This is a genomic window from Glycomyces sambucus, assembly GCF_900102815.1.
GTDB classification, from domain to species: domain Bacteria; phylum Actinomycetota; class Actinomycetes; order Mycobacteriales; family Micromonosporaceae; genus Glycomyces; species Glycomyces sambucus.
The window spans coordinates 525,006-550,044 of the sequence record NZ_FNGF01000003.1; the positions used below are offsets into that span (position 1 = coordinate 525,006).

The following is a 25,039-nucleotide window of genomic DNA, read 5'->3' on the forward strand; positions in this document are numbered from 1 at the left end:
CCGGCCGCATCACGAACACGAATCGTTGTCGCGGTTGCGATTCGAACACGGACGGTCAGCGGTTGTCGGACCCGCGACGGAGGATTGACTGCGCCCATGGACGGCTCGCAAGCGTCGCCGTCGGCGGGGGAACTCGCACCCCCACCAACTGGGGTGCGCGCGATTCGGCTCCGGCCCAACGGTTCGAACACCAGGCGCGACCTGGGGATGTCGGTCCCGAGAGGGAGGATTGAGTATCGGGGGGACTCGCGTCCCCCTCCAGCTGGGGTGCCCGCTTTCGCGGGAGGGGTGCCGTCCGGCATCCGGACTCCCGCCTTGGATGGCCCCGGCCTCGAAGCGTGCCGGGATCCGCTGAAAACCTGATGGCGAGCGCCCGGTCCGTCGCTAGACGGCGCCCGCCTCCAAGAGCGCGAGGATCCTCTGGATCTCCGGGTCGTCGTCGCGGCCCTCGTGCCAGGCGGCGAGGGCGTCGCGGGCCTGGTCGAGGCGCTTGGTGAGGAGTCCTTCGCGTTCGCGGAGGTCCTTGGTGCGCTCGGAGGTCTGGCGGAGGGCCTGGCCCTGCGCCCACAGGTCGATGAAGACCTTGACCTTGGTGCGGAGCATCCACGGGTCGAACGGCTTCGTGATGTAGTCCACGGCGCCCACCGAGTAGCCGCGCATCGCCAGGTGCGCGTCGCGGTCTGCGGCGGTCAGGAAGATGATCGGCGTGTGGCGGGTCTTCTCGCGCTGCTTGATGTGCCGCGCGGTCTCGAACCCGTCCATGCCGGGCATCTGCGCGTCGAGCAGGATCGCCGCGTAGTCCTCCGAGAGCAGCCGCTTGAGCGCCTCCTCCCCCGAGGTCACCGCGATGGTGTTCACCGGCAGCCCTTGGAGGATCGCCTCGAGGGCGAGGAGGTTCTCGGATCGGTCGTCCACGAGCAGGACGCGGGCGGTGCTCATGCGGTGCCTCCAGAGGTCGGTTCGCCATTGTCCCGCCCGGACCCGGCGCGGCGGCCGGAGGGTGCCGCGCCGTGTGCGCCGCCGCTCCCGTTCGCGCCGATCCAGTGCGACATCGTGTCCAGCAGCAGGTCGAGGTCGACCGGTTTCGTCAGGTACGCGCTCGCGCCCGCCTCCACCGACTGCTCCCGCTGCTCGGCGAGCGCCTGCGCGGTGAGGAACACGATCGGCAGGTCCGCGAACTGCGGCATCCGCCGGATGACGCGCGTCGTCTCGTTCCCGTCCATGCCCGGCATCATCGAGTCCATGAGGACGATGTCGATCCCGGGGTGGCGCTGGAGCGCGTCGATGCCGTCCGCGCCGTTCTCGGCGTAGTGCACGTCGATGCCGTGCAGCTCCAGGGCCGCGGTGAGCGCGAAGACGTTGCGGATGTCGTCGTCGACGATGAGGACCGTCATCCCCTCCAGGTGCTGCGCGGCCGCCGACGAGGACGGCGTCTCCGGGGCGCCGGTGAGGATCCCGGGCTCCTCGATCGGGATCGGCAGCTCGGCAGGGATGAGCGGCAGGTCGCCGTCGGCGTCGATCTCCACGGGCACCACGAACGTGAACTTGGAGCCGTGGTCGCCGGTGTGCTCGATGAACACGTCGCCGCCGAGCGCGTTCGACAGCGACTTCGAGATCGACAGGCCCAGCCCGGTGCCGCCGAAGTTGCGGCGGGTCGTGCCGTCGGCCTGCTGGAACGGCTCGAAGATGATCGACTTCTTGGCCTCGGCGACCCCGATGCCGGTGTCGATGACGCTCAAGGCGATCCGCTCGGCCGCCGCGTTCAGGTGCGGGGCGTCGAAGCGCAGGTCCGCGGGGACGCGGCGCACCGCGAGGGTGACCGAGCCGACCCGCGTGAACTTCACCGCGTTCGACAGGAGGTTCCGCAGGACCTGCTGAAACTTCTGCCCGTCGGTCTGCATGAGCTGCGGCACCCCGGTGCCGACGTCCACGTTGAACTCCAGGCCCTTGTCCTCGGCCTGGGGCCGGAACGCGGCCTCGATGTCGCCCAGGACCTCCGCGAGGTCCACCGGGTGCACCGACACGACCATCCGCCCGGCCTCGATCTTCGACAGGTCGAGGATGTCGTCGATGAGCGTGAGCAGGTCGGTGCCGGCGTTGTAGATCGTGCGCGCGAACTCGACCTGGCGCTCGGAGAGGTTCCCGTCGGTGTTCTCCGACAGGAGCCGCGCGAGCAGCAGCAGCGAGTTCAGGGGCGTGCGCAGCTCGTGCGAGACGTTCGCGAGGAACTCCGACTTGTACTTCGACGCCTGCGCGAGCTGGTCGGCCTTCTCCTCGATGTCCTTGCGGGCGGTCTCGACCTCTTCGTTCTTCAGCTCGATGGCCTTGTTCTGCGCCGACAGCAGCTGCGCCTTCTCCTCCAGCTCGACGTTGGTCTCCTGGAGCCGGTTCGACTGGGCCCGCAGCTCCTGCGCCATCCGCTGGGACTCGCGCAGCAGCACCTCGGTGCGGGCGTTGCCCTCGATCGTGGCGAGCGTGACCCCGACGTTCGGCGCCAGCGCGTCCAGGAACCGCTTGTGCAGCCCGGAGTAGGTGTTGAACGAGGCGAACTCGATGACGCCGCGGACCTTGTCGCCGAACTGGACCGGCAGGATGATGAGGTCGGTCGGCGTGGCCTGGCCAAGCCCGGAGGAGATCTCCAGGTAGCCCTCGGGGATGTCGTGCAGGTGGATGGTCCGCTTCGAGGCGGCGGCCTGGCCGACCATGCCCTCGTTGTCCTCGATGAGCTTCTTCTCGCCGGGGTTGGGGTGGCCGTAGACGGCGTTGAGGCGGTAGGTGACGTGCCCGGCGACGTCCTCGTGGCGGACGTAGAACGTGGAGGTCTGCGCGTCGATGAGCGGCGTGACCTCGTCGAGGACCATGCGGGTGACCTCCTCGACGCCCCGGCGGCCCTGGAGGAGCGAGGAGATGCGGGCGAGGTTCGAGTTGAGCCAGTCCGCGTCGGTGTTCTGGCGGGTCTTGTCCCTGAGCGCGGTGATCATCTGGTTGATGGACTCGGTGAGGTCGGCGATCTCGCCGGCGGCCTCGAAGTCGACGGACTGGGTGAGGTCGCCGCGGGCCACGGCGTGGGCGACGTTCGCGATGGCGCGGAGCTGGAGGGTGAGGGTCGCGGCGAGCGAGTTCACGTTGCGGGTGAGGGCGAGCCAGGTCCCGGAGACCCCGGCGACCTCGGCCTGGCCGCCGAGGTTGCCCTCGACGCCGACCTCGCGGGCGACGCGGGTGACCTCGGTGGCGAAGCTGGAGAGCTGGTCGACCATGGTGTTGACGGTGGTCTTCAGCTCCAGGATCTCGCCTTGGGCGTCGACGGTGATCTTCTGGTTCAGGTCGCCCTTGGCGACGGCGGTGGTGACCTTCGCGATGTCGCGGACCTGGCTGGTGAGGTTGGAGGCCATCGAGTTGACGTTGTCGGTGAGGTCCTTCCAGGTGCCCGAGACGCCCGGCACGTTCGCCTGCCCGCCGAGCTGCCCCTCGGTGCCGACCTCGCGGGCGACGCGGGTGACCTCGTCGGCGAAGGACGAGAGCCGGTCGACCATGGCGTTCATCGTGGACTTGAGTTCGAGCATCTCCCCTTGCGCATCCACGGTGATCTGCCGGTTGAGGTCGCCGGCGGCGACCGCGCTTGCGACGGAGGAGATGTTCCGCACCTGGCTGGTGAGGTTGGAGGCCATGGAGTTCACGTTGTCGGTGAGCGCCTCCCAGATGCCGGAGACGCCCTGGACGTTCGCCTGCCCGCCGAGCTTGCCGTCGGTGCCGACCTCGCGGGCCACGCGCGTGACCTCGTCGGCGAACTGGGAGAGCTGCGCGACCATCGAGTTCAGGGTCGACTTCAGCTCCAGCATCTCGCCCTGGGCGTCGACGGTGATCTGGCGGTTGAGGTCGCCGTTGGCGACCGCGCTCGCCACCGAGGAGATGTTCCGCACCTGCGCGGTGAGGTTCGCGGCCATGAGGTTGACGTTCTCGGTGAGGTCCTTCCAGGTGCCGGAGACGCCGGGCACGTCGGCCTGGCCGCCCAGGCGCCCCTGCGAGCCCACTTCGCGGGCCACGCGGGTGACCTCGTCGGCGAAGCGCGAGAGCTGGTCGACCATGGTGTTGACGGTGCTCTTGACCTCCGCGACCTCGCCCTGGGCGTCGACGGTGATCTTCTGGTTCAGGTCGCCCTTGGCGACGGCGGTGGTGACCTTCGCGATGTTGCGGACCTGCTCGGTGAGGTTCGCGGCGAGCTGGTTCACGTTCTGCGTCAGGTCGCGCCAGGTGCCGGAGACCCCGAACACCTGGGCCTGGCCGCCCAGGCGCCCCTCGGTGCCGACCTCACGCGCCACGCGGGTGACCTCGTCGGCGAAGTTGGAGAGCTGGTCGACCATCGTGTTGACGGTGGTCTTGAGTTCGAGGATCTCGCCCTGCGCGGGCACGGCGATCTTCTGGTTCAGGTCGCCGCGGGCCACCGCGCCGGTGACCTTGGCGATGTCGCGGACCTGGTCGGTGAGGCTGGAGGCCATGTCGTTCACCGACTCGGTGAGGTCCTTCCAGGTGCCGGAGACGCCCGGCACGTCGGCCTGGCCGCCCAGGCGCCCCTCGGTGCCGACCTCGCGGGCGACACGCGTGACCTCGCCCGCGAAGACCTGGAGGGTCTCGGTGAGGGAGTTGATGGTGTCGGCGAGCTCGGCGACCTCGCCGGACGCCTTGACGGTGATCTTCTGGTTCAGGTCGCCCGAGGCGATGGCCTGCGTCACCGTCGAGATCGAGCGGACCTGCTCGGTCAGGTTCGAGGCCATGGTGTTCACGGCGTCGGTGAGCGAGCGCCAGGTCCCCGACACGCCCTGGACGTCGGCCTGCCCGCCCAGCGCGCCCTCGGTGCCGACCTCGCGCGCCACACGCGTGACCTCGCCCGCGAAGGAGCGCAGCAGCCCGACCATGCGGTTGACGGTCTCGCCGAGGCGGCGGAACTCGCCGCGCAGCTGCGTGCCGTCGATCTCCAGGGCCGCCTCCTGCGAGAGGTCGCCCGCGGCGACCGCCTCCAGCACCCGCCCCAGTTCCGTGGTGGGCCGGACCAGGTCCTCGACCAGGCGGTTGACGCTCGCGGCGCCCTCGGACCAGCCACCGTCCAGGTGCTCGATGACGAGCCGGTGGTTCCAGGACCCCTCCTGGCCCACCGCGCGGGCGATGAGCGCAAGGTCGCGGGTCTGGCGGTCGGCCTGCTCGACGACGGCGTTGAACCGGTCGACGACCTCGCCGGCCAGGCCCTCCCCGCGGGGCAGCCGCACCGAGAAGTCGCCACGCTCGACGGCGCCCAGCGCGTCGGCCAGGCTTCTGAGCAGGTCGGACTCATCGGTCGGGTTCGCTGTACGGGAAACGGTGTCCGTCATGGCGTGGTTCCTCAGCTGCGGAGACAGGCGGTCCTTCCAGGTTGTCACATCCTGGGGGCAAACGTGAAGGCAGGTTACTCAGGGGGTGGTATCCGGTCACGACAAGTCACGGAAAGAAAAGCGACGGTTACACGCAACCGTCGTCCACTGAGGCGCGTTTATACCTGTGCAGCGATCCCGCGGACCCGCGAATACCCCAGCGGAAGAGCAGGACGCCGCACCCCCCAATGAGAATCGCATAGGAGACGTATGTCCACCCTCAACAAGACCGGTGTGCGGCTCGCCGCCGCCGGAGCCGCGGCGGCCCTCGCGCTCGCGGCCGGCGCCCCTGCGTTCGCGCAGGAGGAGACCCCCTCCGACGACGCCACCACCCCCACCGAGACGGCGCCCGCGGGCACCGAGGAGGAAGCCGGCACCGAAGAGGAGCACACCGAGGCCGGGGAGCAGAAGGACCCCGAGGACCTCGAAGAGGTCCCCGAGGCCGAGGTCCCGGCAGGGGAGCTGCCCGCCGAAGAGGACGAGGGCGAGGAGGAGGGCTGGGAGCACGTCTGGTCCTACCAGTACCTCGACCAGCTCCTCCAGGGCGCGAACGAGGGCGAGTCCGTCCTCGCGCAGCCCGAGTTCTACGTCGAGGAGGCGGCCGCGAACCCCGAGCTGACCGCCGCGACGATCCTCGTGTTCACCGACACGATGAGCCTCGAGGACCTCATCACGGACGGCTCGTGGAACCTCACCTACCACGCGTACGCCGCCCCGTACTACGACAACTGCACCATCTGGGAGTGGGGCGCGACCTGCATCGTGACCGGCTTCGAGGCCGAGGCCGGGAAGACCTACACCCCGTCCGAGGCGACCCCGCTGTACTACGACATCGTCGGCGAGGTCGACGCTGACGACGCCGCCGCGTACTACGCGGTCGACGTCGACGCCGCGGGCCTGGAGGACGCCCTCAGCGAGGGCTTCTACGACCTCGAGTCGGACAACCAGTTCGCGCTGGTCGAGACCGGCGGCTCCGAGGGCGACTGGTTCTACGAGTTCGGCCTGTTCTACTTCGAGGCCGACCTGGTCCTCCCCAACCTCCCCACCGCCGAGGAGCCGGGCCTGCCGGTGACCGGCGGCTCGTCGATCGTGATGATCTCCACCGCCGCCGCCGCGCTGCTCGCGGGCGCCGTGGTGTTCACGGTCCTGCGCCGCCGCAGGGCCGCCGAGAACTGGGAGTAGTCCCCTAGCGCCGCAAGGCGTGCGGTATTCGAGGTGAGTGGAGGCCGCCCCGGTCGGTTGCCGGCCGGGGCGGCCTTCGCCGTTGCGTGCGCAGCGGCAGGTAGACCGGCCCGAGCGGGTGCGGCGGGCCGGGGCGGGCCGGGCATAGACTGGCCCCGTGACGTACCCCGAGAGGGCAGCCCGTCGGCTGCGGCTGCCGGCCGACGACCGCTCCCCCGCCGCAGCCCGCGCCGCCGTCCGCGCGGTCCTCGCCGAGGCCGGACTCACCGAGCTGCTCGACGAGACCCTGCTGCTCACCACCGAACTGGCGACCAACGGCGTCGTCCACGCCGGCACCGACATCAACCTGACGGTGGCCGCCGACCCGATCGGCGTGCGCGTCACCGTCACCGACTACCGCTCCGGCGGCATCGACCCGCTCGAGGCGGCCATGCCGGAGGTCACCGCCGAGGGCGGGCGCGGCCTGCTGCTGGTGGACCGGTTCGCGTCCTCGTGGGGGACCACGCACGACGCGACCGGCAAGTCCATCTGGTTCCGCATCGACCGCGACCCCGACAAGCCCCCGGCCCCGCGCCCCCTCCCGGACCTCAGCGGCGCCGAGTCCGAGCCCGACCTCGCCCAGCTCGCCGCGCTCCTCACGGTCGCCCCCGCGCTCCAGTCGCGGCTGCCGGTCGACCAGATCGTCACCGAGCTCCTCGCCCGCTGCCACGACGCGACCGGCGCCGACGGCGGGGCCATCGAGTACGACGGGGGCGACGGCACCGGCACCCAGGTCATCGCCAAGTTCGGGGACGTCGCGGCCACGGCGGTCGCGGTCGCGCTGCCGCTCACGGCCCCCGCGAACGGCCGGCTCCTCCTGGCCGGGGAGCCCAAGCCCTCCTGGCGCCCGCTCGCCGAACTCGTCGCCGAGCGGGTCGCGCTCGCGGTCCAGATCGACCGGATGCGCACCGACGAGCAGCGCCGCTCCGGCTGGCTCACCTACCTCGCCGAGGCCGGGGAGCTCCTCGCGCACTCCCTCGAAGAGCACCTCACGGTCGCGCTCATCCCGCAGCTCATCGTCCCGCAGCTGGGCCGCTGGGCCGCCGTCCACCTCACCGGGGACGGCGCGGGCCTGCGCCTCGCCGCCCTCACCCACGTCGAAGAGGGCGAGCTGGAGCACCTGCGGGCGCGCCTGGAGGGCGCCGCGCCGCCGCTCGCGGCCGCGCTCACCTCCGACGGGTGGACGGGCATGGAGCTGCCGGTCCCGCGCGGCCTCGACGGCATCGCCGTCCCGCTGTCGGCGCGCGGCGCCACGATCGGGGTCCTCACCGTCGGCCGCCACGCCGATCGCCACCACTCCTCCGAGGAGCGCGCGGTCGTCGCCGACCTCGCGAAGCGCTCGGCGCTCGCGCTCGACAACGCCCGCATCCACGCCGAGCGCCAGGCCGTCGCCCACGAGCTCCAGGCCGCGCTCATGCCCGGGTCGCTCCCGGACGTCACCGGCGTGTCCTTCGCCGCCGAGTACCTGCCCGCCACCGCGCGGCGCCTGCCCGGGTCCGGGCCGGGCCCGGTCGCGGGCACCGAGGTCGGCGGCGACTTCTACGACGCGACCGAGCTGCCCGACCACCGCCTGTGGGTCGCCATCGGCGACGTGTGCGGCAAGGGCGCGCAGGCCGCGGCCGTCACCGGCGTCGTCCGGGACGTCCTGCGGGTCATGGCCCGCGACGGCCGCCCGCTCCCGCGCGCCCTCGAACTGCTCAACGCGACGCTCCTGGAGCAGCCCGGCGACCTGCGGTACGCCACGATCGCCTCGGCCCTGCTCGACCGCGGGCCGTCAGGCGCCGTCAACGCGACCCTGTGCCTGTCCGGGCACGAGCGCCCGCTCCTGCTGCGCGCGGCGGGCGGCGTCGAGTGGGTCGGGCGCGAGGGCACCGCCGTGGGCCTGTTCCCCGACGTCAAGGTCAACCCCGAGGAGGTCCGCCTCGACGTCGGCGACGCCCTCGTGTTCTTCACCGACGGCGTCACCGAGCGCCGCGACGGCAGCGCCATGTTCGGCCACGAGCGCATCGAGCGGGCCGTGCGCGGCGCGGCGGGCAAGAGCGCCCGCCAGATCGCCACCGGGCTCCTGGAGGCGGTCGAGGCGTTCTCCCCCGAGTCGCCTCGCGACGACATCGCGATCCTCGTCGTCCGCTGCGACCCCGTCTAGCGCAGGCGCGCACGCGAAAGGCCCCGCAAGGTCGCTCGCGGGGCCCTTGCGGTGTCTGCGGCTAGTGCAGGATCGTGGTCGCGCCGTAGTACGAGTTGCCGTGGTCGAGCGAGACGACCTTCACGTACGTGGAGGAGTTCGGGGCGTGCACGACCAGGCCGTTGCCGATGTACATGCCCACGTGCGCCAGGTTGTTGTAGAACACCAGGTCGCCCGGTTCCAGCTCGTCGCGGCTGATGCTCGCGGTCTGGCTGTACTGGGCGGCGGCGTTGTGCGGCAGGTCGATGCCGATCTCGGCGTAGGCGCCGAGGATGAGGCCCGAGCAGTCCCAGTTGTCGGGTCCGGCCGCGCCCCACACGTACCAGTCGCCGCGCTGCGCGAGCGCGAAGTTGACCACCGCGAGCTGGTCGTCGGTCATGTGCGGCAGGTCGAACTCGTTGACGGCGTCGCCGGCGACGGTCTGCCACTCCTCGTTGAGCTCGTCGATCCGCTCGGTCAGCTCGTCGGCCTTGGTCTCGAGGGCGTCCTTGTCGGTCGCCATGTCGGCCTGGAGGTCGGTGAGCAGTTCGAGCTGGGTCGTGTACTCGTCGGAGGCCGCGCGCAGCTCCTCCATCAGCTCGAAGTTGTACAGGTTCGCGGAGTTGAGCCGGTCGAGGCGCTCCACGAACGCGTCGGGGGAGCCCGAGTCGAGCAGCATCGCCGCGTCGCCGATCCCCTGGTCCACATAGGTGGACTGGATGTACGCGGAGAGCTGGTCGCGCAGCGCGTTCAGGTTGACCTCGGCGTCCTCCAGGTAGACCTGGGTCTCCTCGATGAGGTGCTCGTTGTCCTCGATCTCCTGCGAGAGCTGGTTGTACTCGTCGACGGCGGCCGCGAGGTCCTCGTCGGTGGCCTCGATCTCGTCGTTGACGTCGCCGGTGTCGCGCTGGGCCCAGGCGGGGGCGGACGCGGCGGACGAGATGAGGAGGCCGCCGATCACGGCGGCTGAGGTCCACTTGCGGCGGACGGACGACTGCTTCACGAGGAGGGTGCTCCTTCGGGATTCGGGAGGTCGGGATGGGTACCGGGGCTGCTCCGAGGGCGGGCCCGCTCCGGCGCGATACGACGTCGCCGCGAGGCCGAACATGAGCCTAGCGCGCGCGTTTCCGCTCCGGTAGGCCCCGGTCGTGACAAATTCGCAGCGTAGCGACGCTTCCACCGTTGGTGTGTCGCTCCTGTGAGTTGCCTGGGAGTTGGTAGGATGACCGCCATGACCTTCCCGTCGCGTTCCTGTCGCCGCTGTCACCAGCGCTGACCCGCCACCGGCGGTTCGGCGCGCCCAGCCACCGACAACCGTTCCGACGCACCGAAGGTCATCCGCATCCATGCGCACGTCAGCCGTGATCCCCGCCGCACCCGCCCGCCGCGAAGCCGCGCGCCCCGACTCGGGCCGTCTCGACTCGGCTCGCCTCGACGCCGCCCGTCTCGGCTCGGCCCGTCTCAGCACCGGCCGCCTCGAAGCGCTCGCGGGCTTCTACGCCGCGAACCTCACCCTCCGCCCGCGCTTCACCAAGGGCAGCCGCTGGGCCCGCCTGGTCCTCGCCGGACCCGACCACGAGGCGTGGCTCCTCGCTTGGCTCCCCGGCCAGGGCACCGAACTCCACGACCACGGCGGCGTCGCCCGCCCCGCCGCGGCCGCCGTCGCGGTCGTCTCCGGGCGCCTCACCGAGTTCACCGTCACCCCCGGCGACTTCCCCGGCCTGCACCGCAAGGCGCTCGCCGCCGGGGACGTCTCGGCGGTCGACGACCGCACCGTCCACGGCATGCGCAACGACTCCGGCGCCCCCGCCGTCAGCCTCCACGTCTACTCGCCCGGCCTGGAGGCGATGCGCACCTACCTGCTCGACGAGACCGGCCTGGCCCCGTCCCGGATCAAGCGCGCCGGCGAGGACTGGTAACGCCCGGACGACCCCCCGGCGAGGATCGGCAACGCCAGGACGACGCTCCGGGCGAGGACCGGCGGCGCCTGCACAGCACACCGGCGCAGGGCACACCCCATGGAGGGGGACGCGAGTCCCCCCGATACTCAAGCCTCCCTCGCGGGACCGACATCCTCGCGGCCGCTAACGATTCCCCCGCGCGGGCTTACACCCCAGAAAGCCTCCGGTTCGAGGACCGCGTCAACCTGCGCCGCGCGGGCTTACGCCCCGGCTCACTCGGGGGCGGCGCCCAGTGCCGCGCCGACCGCTTCGGGCAGCGCCCGTGCGACGTCGGAGGCGGTCACGGTCCGGTGCTCCCGCGCGGCGATCCCGCCGGCGCGGCCGTGGAGGAAGGCCGCCGCGACCGCGGCCCGCACGGCGTCCATCCCGGACGCCAGGAGCGAGGCCATGAACCCCGCGAGGACGTCGCCCGAGCCCGCGGTCGCGAGCTGCGGCCGCCCGGTCGGGTTCGCCCACACCGCCCCGTCGCTCCCGGCGACGACCGTGTGGTGGCCTTTCAGGAGCACGGTGCAGTTGAGCCGCTTGGCGAGCGCCGCCGCGGCCGCGCCGCGGTCCTCGCTCGGCGGCGACCCGTACAGCCGCTCGTACTCGCGGTCGTGCGGTGTCAGGACCACCGGCGCCTCGCGCTGCGAGAGCACCGACGGGAACTCGCCGATGAGCGTCAGGGCGTCGGCGTCGAGGACGACCGGCGCGGGGGAGACCAGGGCCGCCCGCAGCTCCCCGAGCGCGGCCTCGTCGGTCCCGAACCCGGGCCCGGCGAGCCACGCCTGGACGCGCCCGGCCTCCTTCACCGTCGGGGTGCACACCACCTCGGGGTGGGCGCGGCGCACGTAGTCGGCGGCGGTGCCCGCGTACCGCACGTACCCGGCGGGCCCGGCGAGGGCGCCGCTCGTGGCGAGCACGGCCGCCCCGGGGTACCGCTCGGAGCCGGCGGCGACGCCGACGACGCCGCGCGTGTACTTGTCGTCGTCGGGGCCGGGCCGGTGCCACCACGCGGCGAGGTCCGCTTCGGCGGCGACGCGCACGGCCGGGTGCGGGTCGAGGTGCGGTCCGAGGCCGATGTCGACGAGCACGAGCCGGCCGGTGAGGAGGGCGGCGCGCCCGAGGACGTGGCAGGGCTTGCGGGAGCCGAACGCGACGGTGACGTCGGCGGTGACGGCGCTCGCCGGGACGGCCCCGGTGTCGACGTCGACTCCGGACGGCACGTCGACGGCCACGATCGTGTCGGCGTCGATCCACGCGAGCTGGTCGATGGCGCGGCCGGGGAGCCCGGGGCGCCCGCCGATGCCGAGGACGCCGTCGAGGAGCAGGTCGCAGTGCTTCGGGGGCCGGGCGACGAGGCGCCCGCCCGCGCGGGTGAGGGCCGCGGCGGCGACGGGGTGGACCCGGTCGCCCATGACGGGGACGGCGAAGACGCGGGCGCCGCGCTGTGCGAGGCGGGCGGCGGCGAAGAGCGCGTCGCCGCCGTTGTCGCCGGGTCCGGCCAGGACGGTCACCGCGGCGCCGTAGACCCCGGCGCGGTCGGTGCGCGTCGCCCTGCGCGCCTTGAGGATCGAGGCGCACTCGGCGGCGAGGCCGGCCGCGGCGCGCTGCATGAGGGTCCCCGGCGGGAGCGTCGCCATGAGCTGGGCTTCCGCGCGGCGGACCGCCGCTGCTGACCATGCACCGTCCATGGCTGTTCCTCTCCGGAACCTCGTCGGCCTCAGGCCGTCTCCGCGATCACCACCGCTGTCGCGATACCGCCATCATGCGACAGCGAGACGTGCCAGCGCGAGACGCCACGCTGGGCGGCGGCGGCCGCCACGGATCCGGTGATCTCCAGGGACGGGCGCCCGTCCGGTTCGGAGAGCACTTGGCAGTCGGCCCAGCGCATCCCGCCGGGGGCGCCGAGGGCCTTGGCCACGGCCTCCTTGGCGGCGAAGCGGGCGGCGAGGGACTCGGTGCGGCGTCGGCGCCCGTCGGGGGCGCTGCGCTCGGCCTCGGTGAAGAGCTTGTCGGCGACGTGCGGGGTCCGTTCGAGTACGCGCTCGAACCGGTCCACGGCCACGACGTCTATGCCCACGGCGACGATCACCCGTCAAGAGTGCCACGGGATCGGGCGTCCCGCCCCTGTTCGGGCGGGTTCATCCGCGAGCGTGGTGTTCTGCCCGCCGGCCGGTCAGTGCCGGGTGTGGACGGTGCGTGATGGGATGGGGCCGTTCGGTGTCAGCGATCCCGGTGCGGCAGTGCGAGGGCGGGGAGGATGGCCTGGTCCACGACGGCGGCGAGGTAGTCGTCGTCGGGCGCCTCGCCGGTGTCGAGGATGCGCTTGGCGACCATGGCCTCGCCGATGTCGAGGACGACGGGGGTGAGGCGGTCGGGGTCGACGATCCCGTTGGCGGCGTAGTGGCGCAGGACGGTCTGGGTGAAGGTGCCGCCGCGGCGGTCGAAGACGCGCTCCCAGAGCGCTTCGACGACGGCGGGGTCGCGGGCGGGGTCGGCGAGGAGGGCCATGACGGCGCGGCCGGCGGGGCTGAAGCCCCAGTCGACCATGAGGCGCAGGGAGGCGATGAGGTCGCCGCGGAGGTCGTCGGCGCCGGGGGCGGGCTGCTCGACGGGGTGGAGGGCGGCGAGGGCGTCGAGGAGGAGGTCGACGGGGTCGGACCAGCGGCGGTAGAGGGTGGTGCGGGCGGTGGCGGCGCGCTTGGCGATGGCGTCCATGGTGAGCCGTCCGGGGCCGGAGGCGGCGGCCTCCTCGACGGCGGCGGTGTGGATGGCGTCGAGCAGGTCCTTGCCGCGCCGTCGTGTCCGGCCTTCGGCCATGCGCCACCCCCATGCGTTAGCTACAGTCTTGTATCTTATCGTTTTAGATACACCCTTGTACCTAAAACTCGTGGAGCCGCGATGTCACTCTCCCCGCCCGCCATTATGAGCACCCCCGTCGCCGAGCGCTCGCTCGCACCCGACCTGGCCAGGGGCGCGATGCTCCTCTTCATCGCCCTCGCCCACGCCCACATGTTCCTCGCGCACGAGACCACCGGCTTCCGCGGCTACGCCGTCGACGGCACCGCCCTCGACCGCGTCGCCGCCGGCCTCCAGGTCCTGTTCGTAGACGGCCGGGCCCTGCCCATGTTCGCCGGCCTGTTCGGCTACGGCCTCGCCCGCCTCGTCGACCGCCGCATGCGCTCCGGCGCCGACTGGCCCCGGGCCCGGCGCCTCGTGCGCCGCCGCTCGTGGTGGCTGATCGCCTTCGGGTTCGCGCACGCCGCCCTCCTGTTCTTCGGCGACATCCTCGCCGCCTACGGGTTCATCGGCCTCGTCTTCACCGGACTCCTCGCCGCGAAGGACCGGACCCTGCTGCGCACCACCGGGATCGTGCTCGCCTTCCACGTGCTCGTCGTCATCGCCGCCGGATTCTCGGCCGAGGCCGCCGGGCACGAGAACGCCTCCCCGACCCTCGTCGCCGACCCGGTCGAGGCCGCCGCCGCGCGCCTCCTCGTCTGGTCGGCCCTGACCCCCACGTTCTACGTCGTCGACGTCGTGCCCGCCTTCGCGATCGGCATCTGGGCCGCGCGCCGCCGCATCCTCGACGAGCCCTCCCGGCACCTGCCGCTGCTGCGGCGCACCGCCCTGTGGGGCATCGCGGCCGGCGTTGCCGGCGGCCTGCCGCTCATGCTCGCCGACACGCGGCTGTGGCACGCGGAAGGACCGGTCGCCATCGCGGCGTACGTCCTCCACTCGCTCACCGGCCTCGGCACCGGGCTCGGCCTCGCCGCGCTCGTGGCCCTCGTCGCCGCCCGCAACGCGCATGGACACCGGGCCGCGGGGCCCCTGACGCGGGCCCTCGCGGCGTGCGGGCAGCGGTCGCTCACCTGCTACCTGCTCCAGTCGGTCGCGTTCACCGCACTCTTCGTCCCCTACGCGGGGAACCTCGGCGCGACCCTCGGCGACGCGGCGGCTTCCGGCATCGCGGTCCTGGTGTGGGCCGCGACGGTGGCGCTGGCGGCGTGGATGGCCCGCGCCGGGGTGCGGGGCCCGTTCGAGGTGCTGCTGCGCCGCCTCACGTACGGCCGCGCGTAGGAAGCGGGACGGGCCCGGCCGCTGCTGCGGCCGGGCCCGTTCACGTTGCGGTGCAATGTGTTAGCAGATGCTCGGCTCGTACCAGGAGCACTCCCAGTCCGCGGGGAGCTCCTCGGCGGGCTCGGCGATCTCCTCGGCCTCGGCCGCGAACGTCGCGAACTCCGACTCGGTGGTGTCGGCGCTGTAGGAGGCGAGGACGACCGCGATCTGGTCCTCCAGGCCCTTGATGTTGCTGGTCAGGAAGTCGTTGAACATGACGCTGAACACCAGTTCGCGCCCGTCCGCGTCGGTGACGAAGCCAGAGAGCGCCGAGACGGAGGTGAGCGAACCGGTCTTGGCCCGGACGTTCCCCGCCGCCTCCGTGCCGCACATGCGGCTGAGGAGGGTCCCGTCGACGCAGGCGACCGGGAGCGAGTCGTGGTAGGTGTCGAACCAGGGGGCGTCCTGGGCGCCGATGAGCAGGTCGGTGAGCATGTCGGGGGTCAGCTCGTCCCAGCGGGACATGCCGGAGCCGTCGACCTGGCGGATCGGACCGGTGTTGACGCCGTACTCCTCGATCCCGCTGTAGATCGCGGCCTTGCCGGACGCGAAGGTCCCCAGCCCGGTCTGCGCGAGCCCCGCGGCCTTGAAGAACGCTTCGGCGTACAAGTTGTTCGAGGGCTTCATGAGGTCGTCGGTCAGGTCGGCGAGCGTGGCGGACGAGTGCGAGGCGAGGGACTCCCCGCCCTGCGGGGTCTCCTCGTGCAGGCGCACGTCGCCGAGGAGGTCGATGCCCGCGGCGTCGAGCGCGTCGGCAAAGACGTCGGCGGCGAGCCCGGTCGGGTCGATGACCGCGCGGGTGCCGTAGGTGCCGGAGGACCCGGCGGCGACGGTCCCGCTGACGCGGATCGTGTTGGCGTGCTCGTCACGGCTGAACTGCACGTTCGTGGAAGTGCCCGTGGTGGCGGTGGACTCGACCGTCACATAGTCGGTCTCGGGGACGGTCTCGATCACCGCGGGGCTCCCGGCGGTCGCGCCGGGCCGCACGTACACGCGGACGGTCCCGGCCAGATGGTCGCTGCCGGAGCCGATGGTGAGGGCGCTGATCTCGGCGCCGGCCGAGCTCATGACGTCGCTCCAGGACCACACGTCGCCGTGGCGGGCCGCGTCGAACGCGGTGTCGTCCGCGACCAGGTCGCCGTCCACAGTGGTGACACCGGCTTCGACGAGCTGGTCGGCGAGCGAGCGGTAGTCGGCCGCCAGCATCGACGGGTCGCCGCTGCCGCGCAGGTACAGGTCGCCGGAGACGGTCCCGTCGACGGGCGCGTCGGCGACGACGTCGGTGGTGAAGGTGAAGTCCTCGCCGAGGACCTCGAGGGCTCCCGCGACGGTGGACAGCTTGTTGTTCGAGGCGGGGATCGCCCGCTGGTTGCCGTGGTGGTCGTACACGACCTCTCCGGTGGCGGCGTCCTTGACGATGATGCTCGCCTGGGAGTCGGTGACCTTGGGGTCCTGGAGGATCGCGTCGATCGCGGCGGCGAGCGCCTCGTTCCCGGTCTCCTCTGCTTGCGCGACGGTGGTGGCCGCGATGATCATGGCGCCGGCGGCGGTGACGGCCGCCGCGCCCGAAATGAGGGTGCGTCGTTTCACAGGCGTGAGTCTAGCGACTGCACGGCTTTTGCAGGGTTCTGCGCAAGGTGCCGGATATCGCCCTGTTGCGAGGCAACCGAATCGGGCATGAGAAGCGTAGGTACTCGTGCGGTGCCCGGCCCGCCCGGGAACGGAACCGGCCCGGGGCGCCCGCAGGCGGCCCCGGACCGGAAGGTCCCTATTCGACTCTGCTCTTTCGTCCGTGCGCTCTTTCGACCGTGCCTTATTCGACCGTGCCTTATTCGACCGTGCCCTATTCGACCGTGACCGACTTCGCGAGGTTCCGCGGCTGGTCGATGTCGCGGCCCAGGGCCGTCGCCAGCTCGGCCGCGAACTCCTGGAGCGGGACGGCAGTCAGCAGCGGCGCCAGCAGGGTCGGCGACGCGGGCGTCTCGATCACGAAGTCCGCGTGGACGGCCGTGATCTTGTCGCCCTCCTCGCACACCGCGATCACCTTCGCGCCGCGCGCCTTCACCTCCTGGATGTTGGAGATGATCTTGTCGTGCAGGAGCGAGCGCCCGCGCGGGCTCGGCACGATCGCGACGACCGGCGTGCCCGCCTCGATCAGGGAGATCGGGCCGTGCTTCAGCTCGCCCGCCGCGAAGCCCTCCGCGTGCAGGTACGCGAGCTCCTTCAGCTTCAGCGCGCCTTCGAGCGCCACCGGGTAGCCGACGTGGCGGCCGATGAACAGCACGCGCTCGCCGCTCGCCGCGCACTCGCGCGCCATCTCGCGGACCGGGTCGAGGTTCTCGATGACCTTCGCGATCTTCCCGGGCGCCGCCACGAGCTCGTCGAGGATCGCCGACACCTCGTCGGCGTACTTGATGCCGCGCACCTGCGCGAGGTGCAGGCCCACCAGGTAGCAGGCCGCGAGCTGCGTCAGGAACGCCTTCGTCGACGCCACCGCGACCTCGATCCCGGCGCGCGTGTACAGCACCGCGTCGGACTCGCGCGGGATCGTCGAGCCGACCGTGTTGGAGATCGAGAGCACCCGGGCCTTCTGGTCCTTCGCGTGCCGCACCGCCATGAGCGTGTCCATGGTCTCGCCCGACTGCGAGATCGCCACGACCAGCGTGGACCGGTCGAGGACCGGGTCGCGGTAGCGGAACTCGCTCGCGAGCTCGACCTCGCACGGGATGCGCGTCCAGTGCTCGATCGCGTACTTCGTGACCAGCCCCGCGTGGTACGAGGTGCCGCACGCGACGATGAAGACCTTGTCGATGTCGCGGAAGTCCTGGTCGGACATGCGCACCTCGTCGAGGACGATCTGCCCCTGCTCGTCGATGCGCCCGCGCAGCGTGTCGGCGACCGCCTGCGGCTGCTCGTGGATCTCCTTGGCCATGAACGTGTCGAAGCCGCCCTTCTCGGCGGCCGCGATGTCCCAGTCGACGCTGAACGGCTTGCCCTCGGAGGGGGCGCCGTCGAAGCCGCTCACCGCGACCCCGTCGCGGTTGATGGTCACGATCTGGTCCTGGCCCAGCTCGATCGCCTCGGTCGTGTAGGCGATGAACGCCGCCACGTCGGAGCCCAGGAAGTACTCGCCCTCGCCCAGGCCGACCACGAGCGGGGAGTTGCGGCGGGCGCCCACGACCGTGTCCGGGTCGTCGGCGGCGACCGCGAGGAGCGTGAACGCGCCTTCGAGGCGGCGGCACACGCGCGCCATGGCGGCGGTGAGGTCGCCGTCTGCGCCGTACTCGCGGCCGAGGAGGTGGGCCGCGACCTCGGTGTCGGTGTCGGAGAGGAACTCGATCCCGTCCGCTTCGAGCTCGGCGCGGAGCTGCCCGAAGTTCTCGATGATGCCGTTGTGGATCAGGGAGACCCGGCCGTCGGCCGAGCGGTGGGGGTGCGCGTTGCGGTCGGAGGGGACGCCGTGGGTCGCCCAGCGGGTGTGCCCGATGCCGCAGGTGGACTCGGGGAGCGGGTGGTCGGCGAGGGCCGCTTCGAGGTTCGCGAGCTTGCCGGCGCGCTTGTCGACCTCGATGCGGCCGTCGGCCGACACCAGCGCGATGCCCGCGGAGTCGTAGCCGCGGTATTCGAGACGGCGCAGGCCGTCGAGCACGACGTCGACGGCGCTGCGGCGGCCGACGTATCCAACGATTCCACACATGCGAGAAACACTACCGCAGTTTCGCGCATCACTCATGCGCGGATCAGCGTGAATCGATCACACCGTTTGATCATTGGCCGGGTTCGCCCGGCGTTCACCGCACGGTCACGCACCGTTGGGGCCGCGGCCCCGCGAGTTCACCGCACCGGTCACGGGGCTGTGCCTACGAACCACGGCTACGAAGCACGGCTCCGGGACCACTGCTCCGGGATGACGGCTACCGGACTGCGGCTACGGGACCGCGACTTCGGACCTGCGGCTACGGAACCACGGCGATGCCGCGCGCCCCGTCCGCGTTCACGTAACTCACCGCACCACCGGTACCGGCCGCGCTGAGCTGCGCGTCGTGGCACCAGTTCGCGGGCACCACCGGCGACTCGCCGTCCACGGGGACCGTGCCCGGGAGCTCGATCTGCCGCACGTCGCCCGCCGACACCTCGTAGAGGCGGCAGTCCGGCGCGGTCGGGTCCAGCGACTGGTCCGCGGCGAGCAGCGCCCGGTTGTCCGGCAGGACCGTCCCCCAGCCGCGCGCGACCTCCGGGTCCAGCGGCGTGTACCCCAGGCGCACCTGCGCCCGGTACAGCTTGTCGCCCGAGTCCGCGTCGTACGACTTCACGCCCAGCCAGGAGCCCTCGCGGTCCTTCGCCGTGTAGCACTCGATGATCTGCACGGTCCGCCGCTCGGCCACCGGCACGTCGGCGCGCGAGTCGCCCCCGGCCGCGATCCCCGCCGCGGGCGCGCCGGTCGGCTGCGACAGGTGCAGGGTCCCGCCGCACGCCGAGGAGTTCGTGGAGCCGAACGACTGGCCCGACATGCGCCAGCTGATGTCCCCGTCCGCCACGGCGTACGCGAGGAGCTTGTGCTCGAAGCGGCGGGCCGAGAACGGCCCGTCCGTGACCCGGTCCTCCACACGGCTGTCGATGAGGACCGTGTCGCCGGAGACGAGGAACGAGTCGGGCACGACCTCCGCGTCGGTGTCGACCTCCCGCTCCCACGCGGCGGCGCCGTCGTCGAGGTCGAAGGCGAGCACGTAGTCGCGGGCGACGGACCGGTCCGGGGCGGGCACGCAGTCGGCGAGGAGCACGACGCGCTCGCCGGCGACCTGGGCGGCGGTGCCCTCGCAGCCGGGGGGCATCTCGGCGTCCCAGAGCAGGTCGCCGCCGAAGTCGTAGACGTGGAAGACCTCGCTGCCGTCCTCGGCGTAGAGGAGGCGGTCGTCGGCGAGGGCGAGGAGGGTCCCGGGCGTGCCGTCGAAGCTCGCGGTGGCGACCTCCTCGCCGTCGCGGGAGCGCAGGACGCGGGTCTGGAAGTCGTCGCGGTCGTCGGCGCGGGGGCCGGTGAGGGCGACGAGGTCCTGGGCGTGGGAAAGGACGGGGGACTGGGAGGCGAGCCAGTTCCAGCGGCGGTGGTACCAGACGGCGGCGCCGGTGGCGGGGTCGAGCATGGTGACGGCCTGCGGGGTCGGGGCGGTGGGGTGGTCGGTGCGCAGGAGTCCGAAGGGGGTGTCGGTGAAGCGCTCGACGCCTGAGAGGGCGGCGAGGCCGTCGAGGCCGGTCTCCTCGGCGGCGGCCGCGTCGCCGACGCGCACGTCCTGGTTGGCGAGCTCCGCCCAGCGCTGCATGGCGGGGGCGAGCGCGGCGGCGAGGAGGACGACGACGGCCACGGCGAACACGCCGACCTTGCGGCGCATCGACCTCGGGGGCCGGGTGCGCCCGCCCGCGTAGCCTTCGACGACGAACTCGGAGAGGGCGAGGAGCCCGCCGCCGAGGACGCCGAAGCCGTAGGCGAGGGCGGCGACGCCGGCGCGGTGGGTGATGAACTGGCCGGGGCCGGCCTCAGGCATGGAGGTGTAGACGGCCCAGCCGGCGGCCGCGGCGAAGACGGCGGTGGCGAGCGCGGCGATGATGATGCGCAGTCCGGTGTGGGCGGCGGCGGTGGCGATGACCGCAGCGGCGATGAGCACGGAGGCGACGGTGCCGATGATCATGTAGACGCCGGAGGACCCGGTCCCGGCGCCGGTCCCGAACGACGCCCAGACGATGAGGACGGCCCAGCAGGCGAGGGCGGTGATCCCGGCGGCGCGGAGGAAGACGCGGGCGAGCGGGCGCCCGGCCTTGGCCGCGCGGGGCGGGGCCGCGTCGGTGCGGTGGCGGCCGGTGCCGGAAGCGTTGTGGGACATGCCCTCTTTCTACCGGTCACCGGCCCTGCGATCCGGGCTTTCGCACAGATCGCGAGCGGGTTTCCGTGTCGAGGGCAGCAGCTATGGCGATCGGTGCCGCGGGCCCCCGGTCAAAACCCTGACACGGGGGTACGACAGTCCGGGCTGGACGCGGGGATCGGTGGAGCGGGCCGCGGGTGAGTGTGCCTCACGTACAGGGGTGCGGCGGTTCCCCCGGTGAGGATGTCCCAGGTAAGGAAGTGCGGAAGCCCGGACCGGACGCGACGGTCAGCGCGCCGGGTGGCCGGTGAGGGCGTCTCGCGTACAGGGGTGCGGCAGCCCGGGCCGTGGGAGGGGCCGCGGGCTGCCGCAGGCCGGTGTCAGCCGCCGAGGGGCGCGGAGGCGACGGGGGTGTACTTGGGCTGGGCGCCGACGGGGCCCTTCCCAAAGTCGGACCGGTAGAGGACGAGCTCGTTCGCGGTCCAGCTCGGGCCGTAGTAGCGGCGGAGGGTGAGCAGGTCCTGCGCGGCCTGCTGGTTGGTGACGCGGTCGCCGGGGCGGGCGAGGGTCACGTGGGGGCGGTACTGCTTCTGGTCGACGGGCAGGTTCCCGGCGAGGAGGCCGGCGCGGATGCTGTGGACCAGGTCGACGAGGGCGGCGACGTCGCCGTCGAGCCCCGCGTAGACCACCGAGTAGCGGCCGCGTCCGAAGCGCCCGCCGCCCGAGACGCACAGCCGCATCGGTGCGGCCTCGCGGGCGGCGGCGGCGATGACCTCGGCGGTCTCGGCGCAGCGCGATTCGGGGACGTCGCCGAGGAAGGCGAGCGTGAGGTGCCAGTTCTCCGAGCGGACCAGGCGGCCGGTAGCGGGCCTGCGGCCCGTGGCGCCGGGGCGGCTGGGGGCGCCGCGCCGCGCGATGTTGAGGTCGGAGACGACTTCGGCGAGATCGGCGACGGCGTTGTCGGGAAGCGGGAGCGCGGCGAAGAGCCGCTCGGTCCGTACCTGGGTTGCGACCGGTGGGGTCGCGGTGGCGGAGGCACTCACTGGATTCCCTCCAGGGGCTCTACTCGGGATCGGTGACCCGCGCCTGCGCCGAAAGGTGTGTCGACGCGACGTGGTCGAGGGCTGTCACGATGTGCCTATCCTCGCAGCAACCGCCGACGTTCATTCAGTGAAATCCCATTGGACGGGACAGTAATTTCGTGGAAGTAACGCGCCTGTGCACTCCTGGGACCCCAGAGCCGCAGGAGGTTCGGGGCGATTGCGGAGAAGTCGGGCAGCACAAGGGAATCCGCGTGCGAGCGCGGTTCATTCCTTGGGAATAACGGATATACGCCGAGGGCGCCCTTGTGGAGGCTCCGCACCCCACCATAGGGCACGGGTGCGACAGGGACCGCCGGCGCGACTCGCGCCTCCGGTACCAACGGGACCTCGGCCGAGGGATCGGCCCCGGCCCCGGCCCCGGCCCCGGCCCCGGCCCCGGATCAAGCTAGGGCATGGCCTTGCCGGTGATGACCGTCGTGCGGCGGCGCATCTGCGAGCGCTTGGCGAGCATGACGGCGACCGGCGTGACGATGGCGACGATGCCGCCGAGCCACAGGCCCGAGCGGGCGCCGAACTCCTCCATGACCCAGCCGACCACCGGGGCGAACACGGCCGTGGAGCCGAGGAAGACGAGCATGTACAGGCTGAGCACGCGGCCCCGGTAGTCGGGGCGCACGCCCATCTGGACGCGCTGGTTCGCGGCCTGGGCGTAGTAGACCATCGCGAAGCCGGTGGGCGCGAGCAGCAGCATCGACGCCCACAGGGTCGGGGCGAAGCCGACGAGGAGGGTGCCGACGCCGAGCAGGCCCGAGGACAGCAGCATCGTGTTCAGGGTGGGCCGCCCGGAGCGGCGGCCGGAGGCGAGGGACCCGGCGAGCGCGCCGACCGCGAGCGCGGTCAGGAGCAGGCCGTAGGAGTCGGCGCCGGTCTCGAACTCGGTGCGGGCGAGCATGGAGAGGGTGAGCGCGAAGTTGAACGTGAAGCCCGAGACCAGGAGCGAGACGACGAGGACCGCGATGATGTCGGGGCGGGCGGCGGCGTAGCGCAGGGCCTCGCGGATGCCGCCGGCGTCCTCGCGGCGGCGCACGGGGTTGGAGAGGCTGCGGCGCAGCAGGACCGCGCAGGCGACGGCCGGGCCGAGCGCGAGCACGGCGCACGTGATGATGACGGTGCCGGTGGAGGTCACGGCGATGAGGACCCCGGCGAGGGCGGGGCCGGCGATGCGGCTGGTGTTGAAGATGGCACTGCCGAGGCCGACGGCGTTGGGGAGCGCTTCGAGATCGACGATCTCGGAGTAGAACGCCTGGCGGGCGGGGCCTTCGATGACGGAGACGGAGCCGAAGGCGGCCATGCCGACGTAGACCATCCACAGTTCGATGTGTCCGGTGAGGACGACGGCGCCGAGGCAGGCGGTGACCGTGGCGGAGCCGAGGGAGCACAGGAGGAGGACGCGGCGCTTGTCGAAGCTGTCGGCGATCTTGCCGCCGTGGAGGCCGAAGAGGAGGTAGGGGCCGAACTGGAGGGCGAGGGTCCAGCCGAGGGCGGTCCCGGAGTTGCCGGAGAGTTCGAGGACGAGCCAGGAGACGGCGGTGGTCTGGAGCCAGAACGCGAGGGTGCCGACGAGCTGCCCGGAGGCGTACACCCGGAAGGCGGGGTAGGCGAGGGCTCTGAACGTGTGGCGCAGCTGGCCGAGGAGGACCGGAGACATCGCATTCCATGATATTTACTTACCGGTCGGCAAGCCAGTAACTGAGACCGACTTCTCTCCACCGTCCCGCGAACACCCTCGATCCGTCCCGCATCTCGGGATCCCGCCTCGCCGCCATGAAAAGCATCACCGAAAGAACTCCGCCCGACGGGCGATCGACCGCGCCCGGAACCGCGACCCCAACGCTTCGAACACCCCGCCCCGGCCCGAACCGTCACACCCCCGTGCCAGGGTTTTGACCGGGGGCCCAGCGACTCCCGCGCCATGAGGGCTGCCCGGAAACCCCCGCCCAACACCGAAGCGGGACGGACCCGAAGGCGCGCCCCGCCTCGAAAGCAGTGATCGCGGATATCGAACAGGCCCAGTCACACCCGCCGGATACGGTCAGGAGTGGGGTCGTCTTGAGGGACATATCCGGAATTCCGGATACGCCTGATCCGACCCGCGAGGGCTAGTCCTTGCCGGCGGTCCCGAAGAGCACGTCGTCCCAGCCCGGGAGCTGGTTGCGCGGCTTCGACCCGGCGGCGGCCAGCGGCAGCGCGTTCAGGTCGTCGTCGGACACGGTGCGCTTGTTCGGGCGCAGCACGGCGAGCGAGGGCACCTCGGGGGTCTCCCGCTGCTCCGGCGCGGTCGTGCCCGGCAGCCCGAGCTGCGAGGTCCGCTTCCCGCGCCCCTGGACGTCGTCGAGCGGACGCTCCAGGACCTCGCGGAGTCGGTCGCGGCGCAGCGGGTCGGGGCGGCCGTCGTCGTCGCCGTCGCGCAGCCCGTGCATCGGGTCGCGCGAGGGCCGCACCGGGTCGCCGGGGCGGATCCCCAGGTCGCTCGGCACGTCCTTCGGCCCGGAGACCTGCTGCGGCAGCGGCGTCGAGAGGAACTGCGCCATCTCGTCGTCGGGCGTCACGGTCTGGCGGGCCCGGTCGAGCTTCCAACGCGCGCGGGCGGTCGTCTTCCCGGAGGACCACGACGCCTGGACGAGCCACGAGCCGTCCTCGGTGCGCCACGCGTCCCACGACACGGCCTCGGGGTCGACCCCGTGCGTGCCGAGCTTCACATCGACCACGTTGGACATGCGCTCGCCGCGCTCGGAGGTCGCCAGCCGCGAGCGGCGGGCGGCCTGGGCGAGCATGGCGCGCTCCTGGAGGACCGGCCCGGCGTAGCGGAGCACCCGGTCGACGGCGACCTGCGCGGAGGCGGCGATGTCCTCGGCGCTCTCGCCGGCGCGGATGCGGGTCTGGATGTCGCGGGGGGAGAGGTTGACGGCGGCGGGGCGCTGCGGCACCGGGCGCTTCGCGGCCGACGGCTTGATCGGCGGCGCGTCCGTCTTGGCGCGCAGGGCGTTCCCGGCTTCGGGGACGTCGACCACGGCGGCGACCCGCTCGTCGAGCGGGAGGGCCAGCAGGCGGCCGAGTTCGTCGGCGAGCACGAGCGCATGACCGTCCTCAGAGAGGGCTACGAACCGTACCGGCCTCATGCCTTCCACCCCTCGTGTCTTCGTCAGCGCCGCATTGCCAGCTCATCCGAGCGTACGCCCAACCCTACCGGCGGACCACAACCGGCGGGGTGCCTATACGCGATCGCGGCGGCGCG

Annotated in this window: 16 protein-coding genes; 4 read left to right on the forward strand and 12 right to left on the reverse strand. The window is 72.3% G+C overall.

Going from position 1 to position 25,039, the window contains the following annotated elements; genetic code table 11:
• Nucleotides 1-384: 384 nt before the first annotated feature.
• Together BLS99_RS12065 and BLS99_RS12070 are read right to left on the reverse strand one after the other, a co-directional pair.
• Nucleotides 385-939: a response regulator gene (locus BLS99_RS12065; protein ID WP_091049321.1), complete on the reverse strand. Its 555-nt coding sequence runs from the start codon at nucleotides 937-939 to the stop codon at nucleotides 385-387.
• A complete protein-coding gene (locus BLS99_RS12070; RefSeq protein WP_091049326.1) occupies nucleotides 936-5,363 on the reverse strand; it encodes a HAMP domain-containing protein in 4,428 nt (1,475 codons plus the stop codon). The genes BLS99_RS12065 and BLS99_RS12070 overlap by 4 nt, the downstream gene beginning before the upstream one ends.
• Nucleotides 5,364-5,612: 249 nt before the next feature.
• Here BLS99_RS12070 and BLS99_RS12075 point away from each other — a divergent pair, with 249 nt between their 5' ends.
• Nucleotides 5,613-6,584, forward strand: a complete 972-nt coding sequence (locus BLS99_RS12075; RefSeq protein WP_091049330.1) for an LPXTG cell wall anchor domain-containing protein — start codon at nucleotides 5,613-5,615, stop codon at nucleotides 6,582-6,584.
• A 157-nt stretch (nucleotides 6,585-6,741) separates the two neighbouring features.
• The gene (locus BLS99_RS12080) at nucleotides 6,742-8,769 is read left to right on the forward strand and encodes a SpoIIE family protein phosphatase (protein WP_091049333.1); all 2,028 of its coding nucleotides are present in this window, start codon (nucleotides 6,742-6,744) and stop codon (nucleotides 8,767-8,769) included.
• Between the two features lie 61 nt (nucleotides 8,770-8,830).
• Here the strand turns inward: BLS99_RS12080 and BLS99_RS25655 are convergent, their stop codons facing one another.
• Nucleotides 8,831-9,790, reverse strand: coding sequence for a C40 family peptidase (locus tag BLS99_RS25655; RefSeq protein ID WP_176953326.1), 960 nt, complete (start codon nucleotides 9,788-9,790; stop codon nucleotides 8,831-8,833).
• A 343-nt stretch (nucleotides 9,791-10,133) separates the two neighbouring features.
• Between BLS99_RS25655 and BLS99_RS12090 the strand changes: the two genes are divergently transcribed.
• The gene (locus tag BLS99_RS12090; protein ID WP_091049337.1) at nucleotides 10,134-10,706 is read left to right on the forward strand and encodes a cysteine dioxygenase; all 573 of its coding nucleotides are present in this window, start codon (nucleotides 10,134-10,136) and stop codon (nucleotides 10,704-10,706) included.
• 254 nt (nucleotides 10,707-10,960) lie between these two features.
• On the opposite strand, the gene BLS99_RS12095 is transcribed toward BLS99_RS12090, so the two are convergent.
• The 3 genes from BLS99_RS12095 to BLS99_RS12105 form a co-directional block, all read right to left on the reverse strand.
• Nucleotides 10,961-12,421, reverse strand: a complete 1,461-nt coding sequence (locus BLS99_RS12095) for an NAD(P)H-hydrate dehydratase (RefSeq protein WP_091049341.1) — start codon at nucleotides 12,419-12,421, stop codon at nucleotides 10,961-10,963.
• A 29-nt stretch (nucleotides 12,422-12,450) separates the two neighbouring features.
• Nucleotides 12,451-12,822 carry a holo-ACP synthase gene (locus BLS99_RS12100; RefSeq protein ID WP_091049345.1) on the reverse strand — a complete coding sequence of 124 codons (372 nt, stop codon included), beginning with the start codon at nucleotides 12,820-12,822 and terminating at the stop codon, nucleotides 12,451-12,453.
• A 131-nt stretch (nucleotides 12,823-12,953) separates the two neighbouring features.
• Nucleotides 12,954-13,550, reverse strand: coding sequence for a TetR/AcrR family transcriptional regulator (locus tag BLS99_RS12105; protein WP_091049349.1), 597 nt, complete (start codon nucleotides 13,548-13,550; stop codon nucleotides 12,954-12,956).
• An 81-nt stretch (nucleotides 13,551-13,631) separates the two neighbouring features.
• On the opposite strand from BLS99_RS12105, the gene BLS99_RS12110 reads away from it, so the two are divergent.
• A complete protein-coding gene (locus tag BLS99_RS12110; RefSeq protein WP_091049352.1) occupies nucleotides 13,632-14,807 on the forward strand; it encodes a DUF418 domain-containing protein in 1,176 nt (391 codons plus the stop codon).
• A gap of 60 nt (nucleotides 14,808-14,867) precedes the next feature.
• Here the strand turns inward: BLS99_RS12110 and dacB are convergent, their stop codons facing one another.
• The 6 genes from dacB to sepH form a co-directional block, all read right to left on the reverse strand.
• Nucleotides 14,868-16,436, reverse strand: coding sequence for a D-alanyl-D-alanine carboxypeptidase/D-alanyl-D-alanine endopeptidase (gene dacB / locus BLS99_RS12115; protein ID WP_091049353.1), 1,569 nt, complete (start codon nucleotides 16,434-16,436; stop codon nucleotides 14,868-14,870).
• Between the two features lie 253 nt (nucleotides 16,437-16,689).
• The gene (gene glmS, locus BLS99_RS12120) at nucleotides 16,690-18,543 is read right to left on the reverse strand and encodes a glutamine--fructose-6-phosphate transaminase (isomerizing) (protein WP_091049356.1); all 1,854 of its coding nucleotides are present in this window, start codon (nucleotides 18,541-18,543) and stop codon (nucleotides 16,690-16,692) included.
• A gap of 259 nt (nucleotides 18,544-18,802) precedes the next feature.
• The gene (locus tag BLS99_RS12125) at nucleotides 18,803-20,722 is read right to left on the reverse strand and encodes an outer membrane protein assembly factor BamB family protein (protein WP_091049360.1); all 1,920 of its coding nucleotides are present in this window, start codon (nucleotides 20,720-20,722) and stop codon (nucleotides 18,803-18,805) included.
• A 359-nt stretch (nucleotides 20,723-21,081) separates the two neighbouring features.
• Entirely contained in the window at nucleotides 21,082-21,744 is a 663-nt protein-coding gene (gene thpR, locus BLS99_RS12130; protein ID WP_176953327.1) for an RNA 2',3'-cyclic phosphodiesterase, read from the reverse strand.
• Nucleotides 21,745-22,189: 445 nt separating this feature from the next.
• A complete protein-coding gene (locus BLS99_RS12135) occupies nucleotides 22,190-23,452 on the reverse strand; it encodes an MFS transporter (protein ID WP_091049367.1) in 1,263 nt (420 codons plus the stop codon).
• 451 nt (nucleotides 23,453-23,903) lie between these two features.
• Nucleotides 23,904-24,923, reverse strand: a complete 1,020-nt coding sequence (gene sepH, locus BLS99_RS12140; RefSeq protein WP_091049684.1) for a septation protein SepH — start codon at nucleotides 24,921-24,923, stop codon at nucleotides 23,904-23,906.
• Nucleotides 24,924-25,039: the final 116 nt, after the last annotated feature.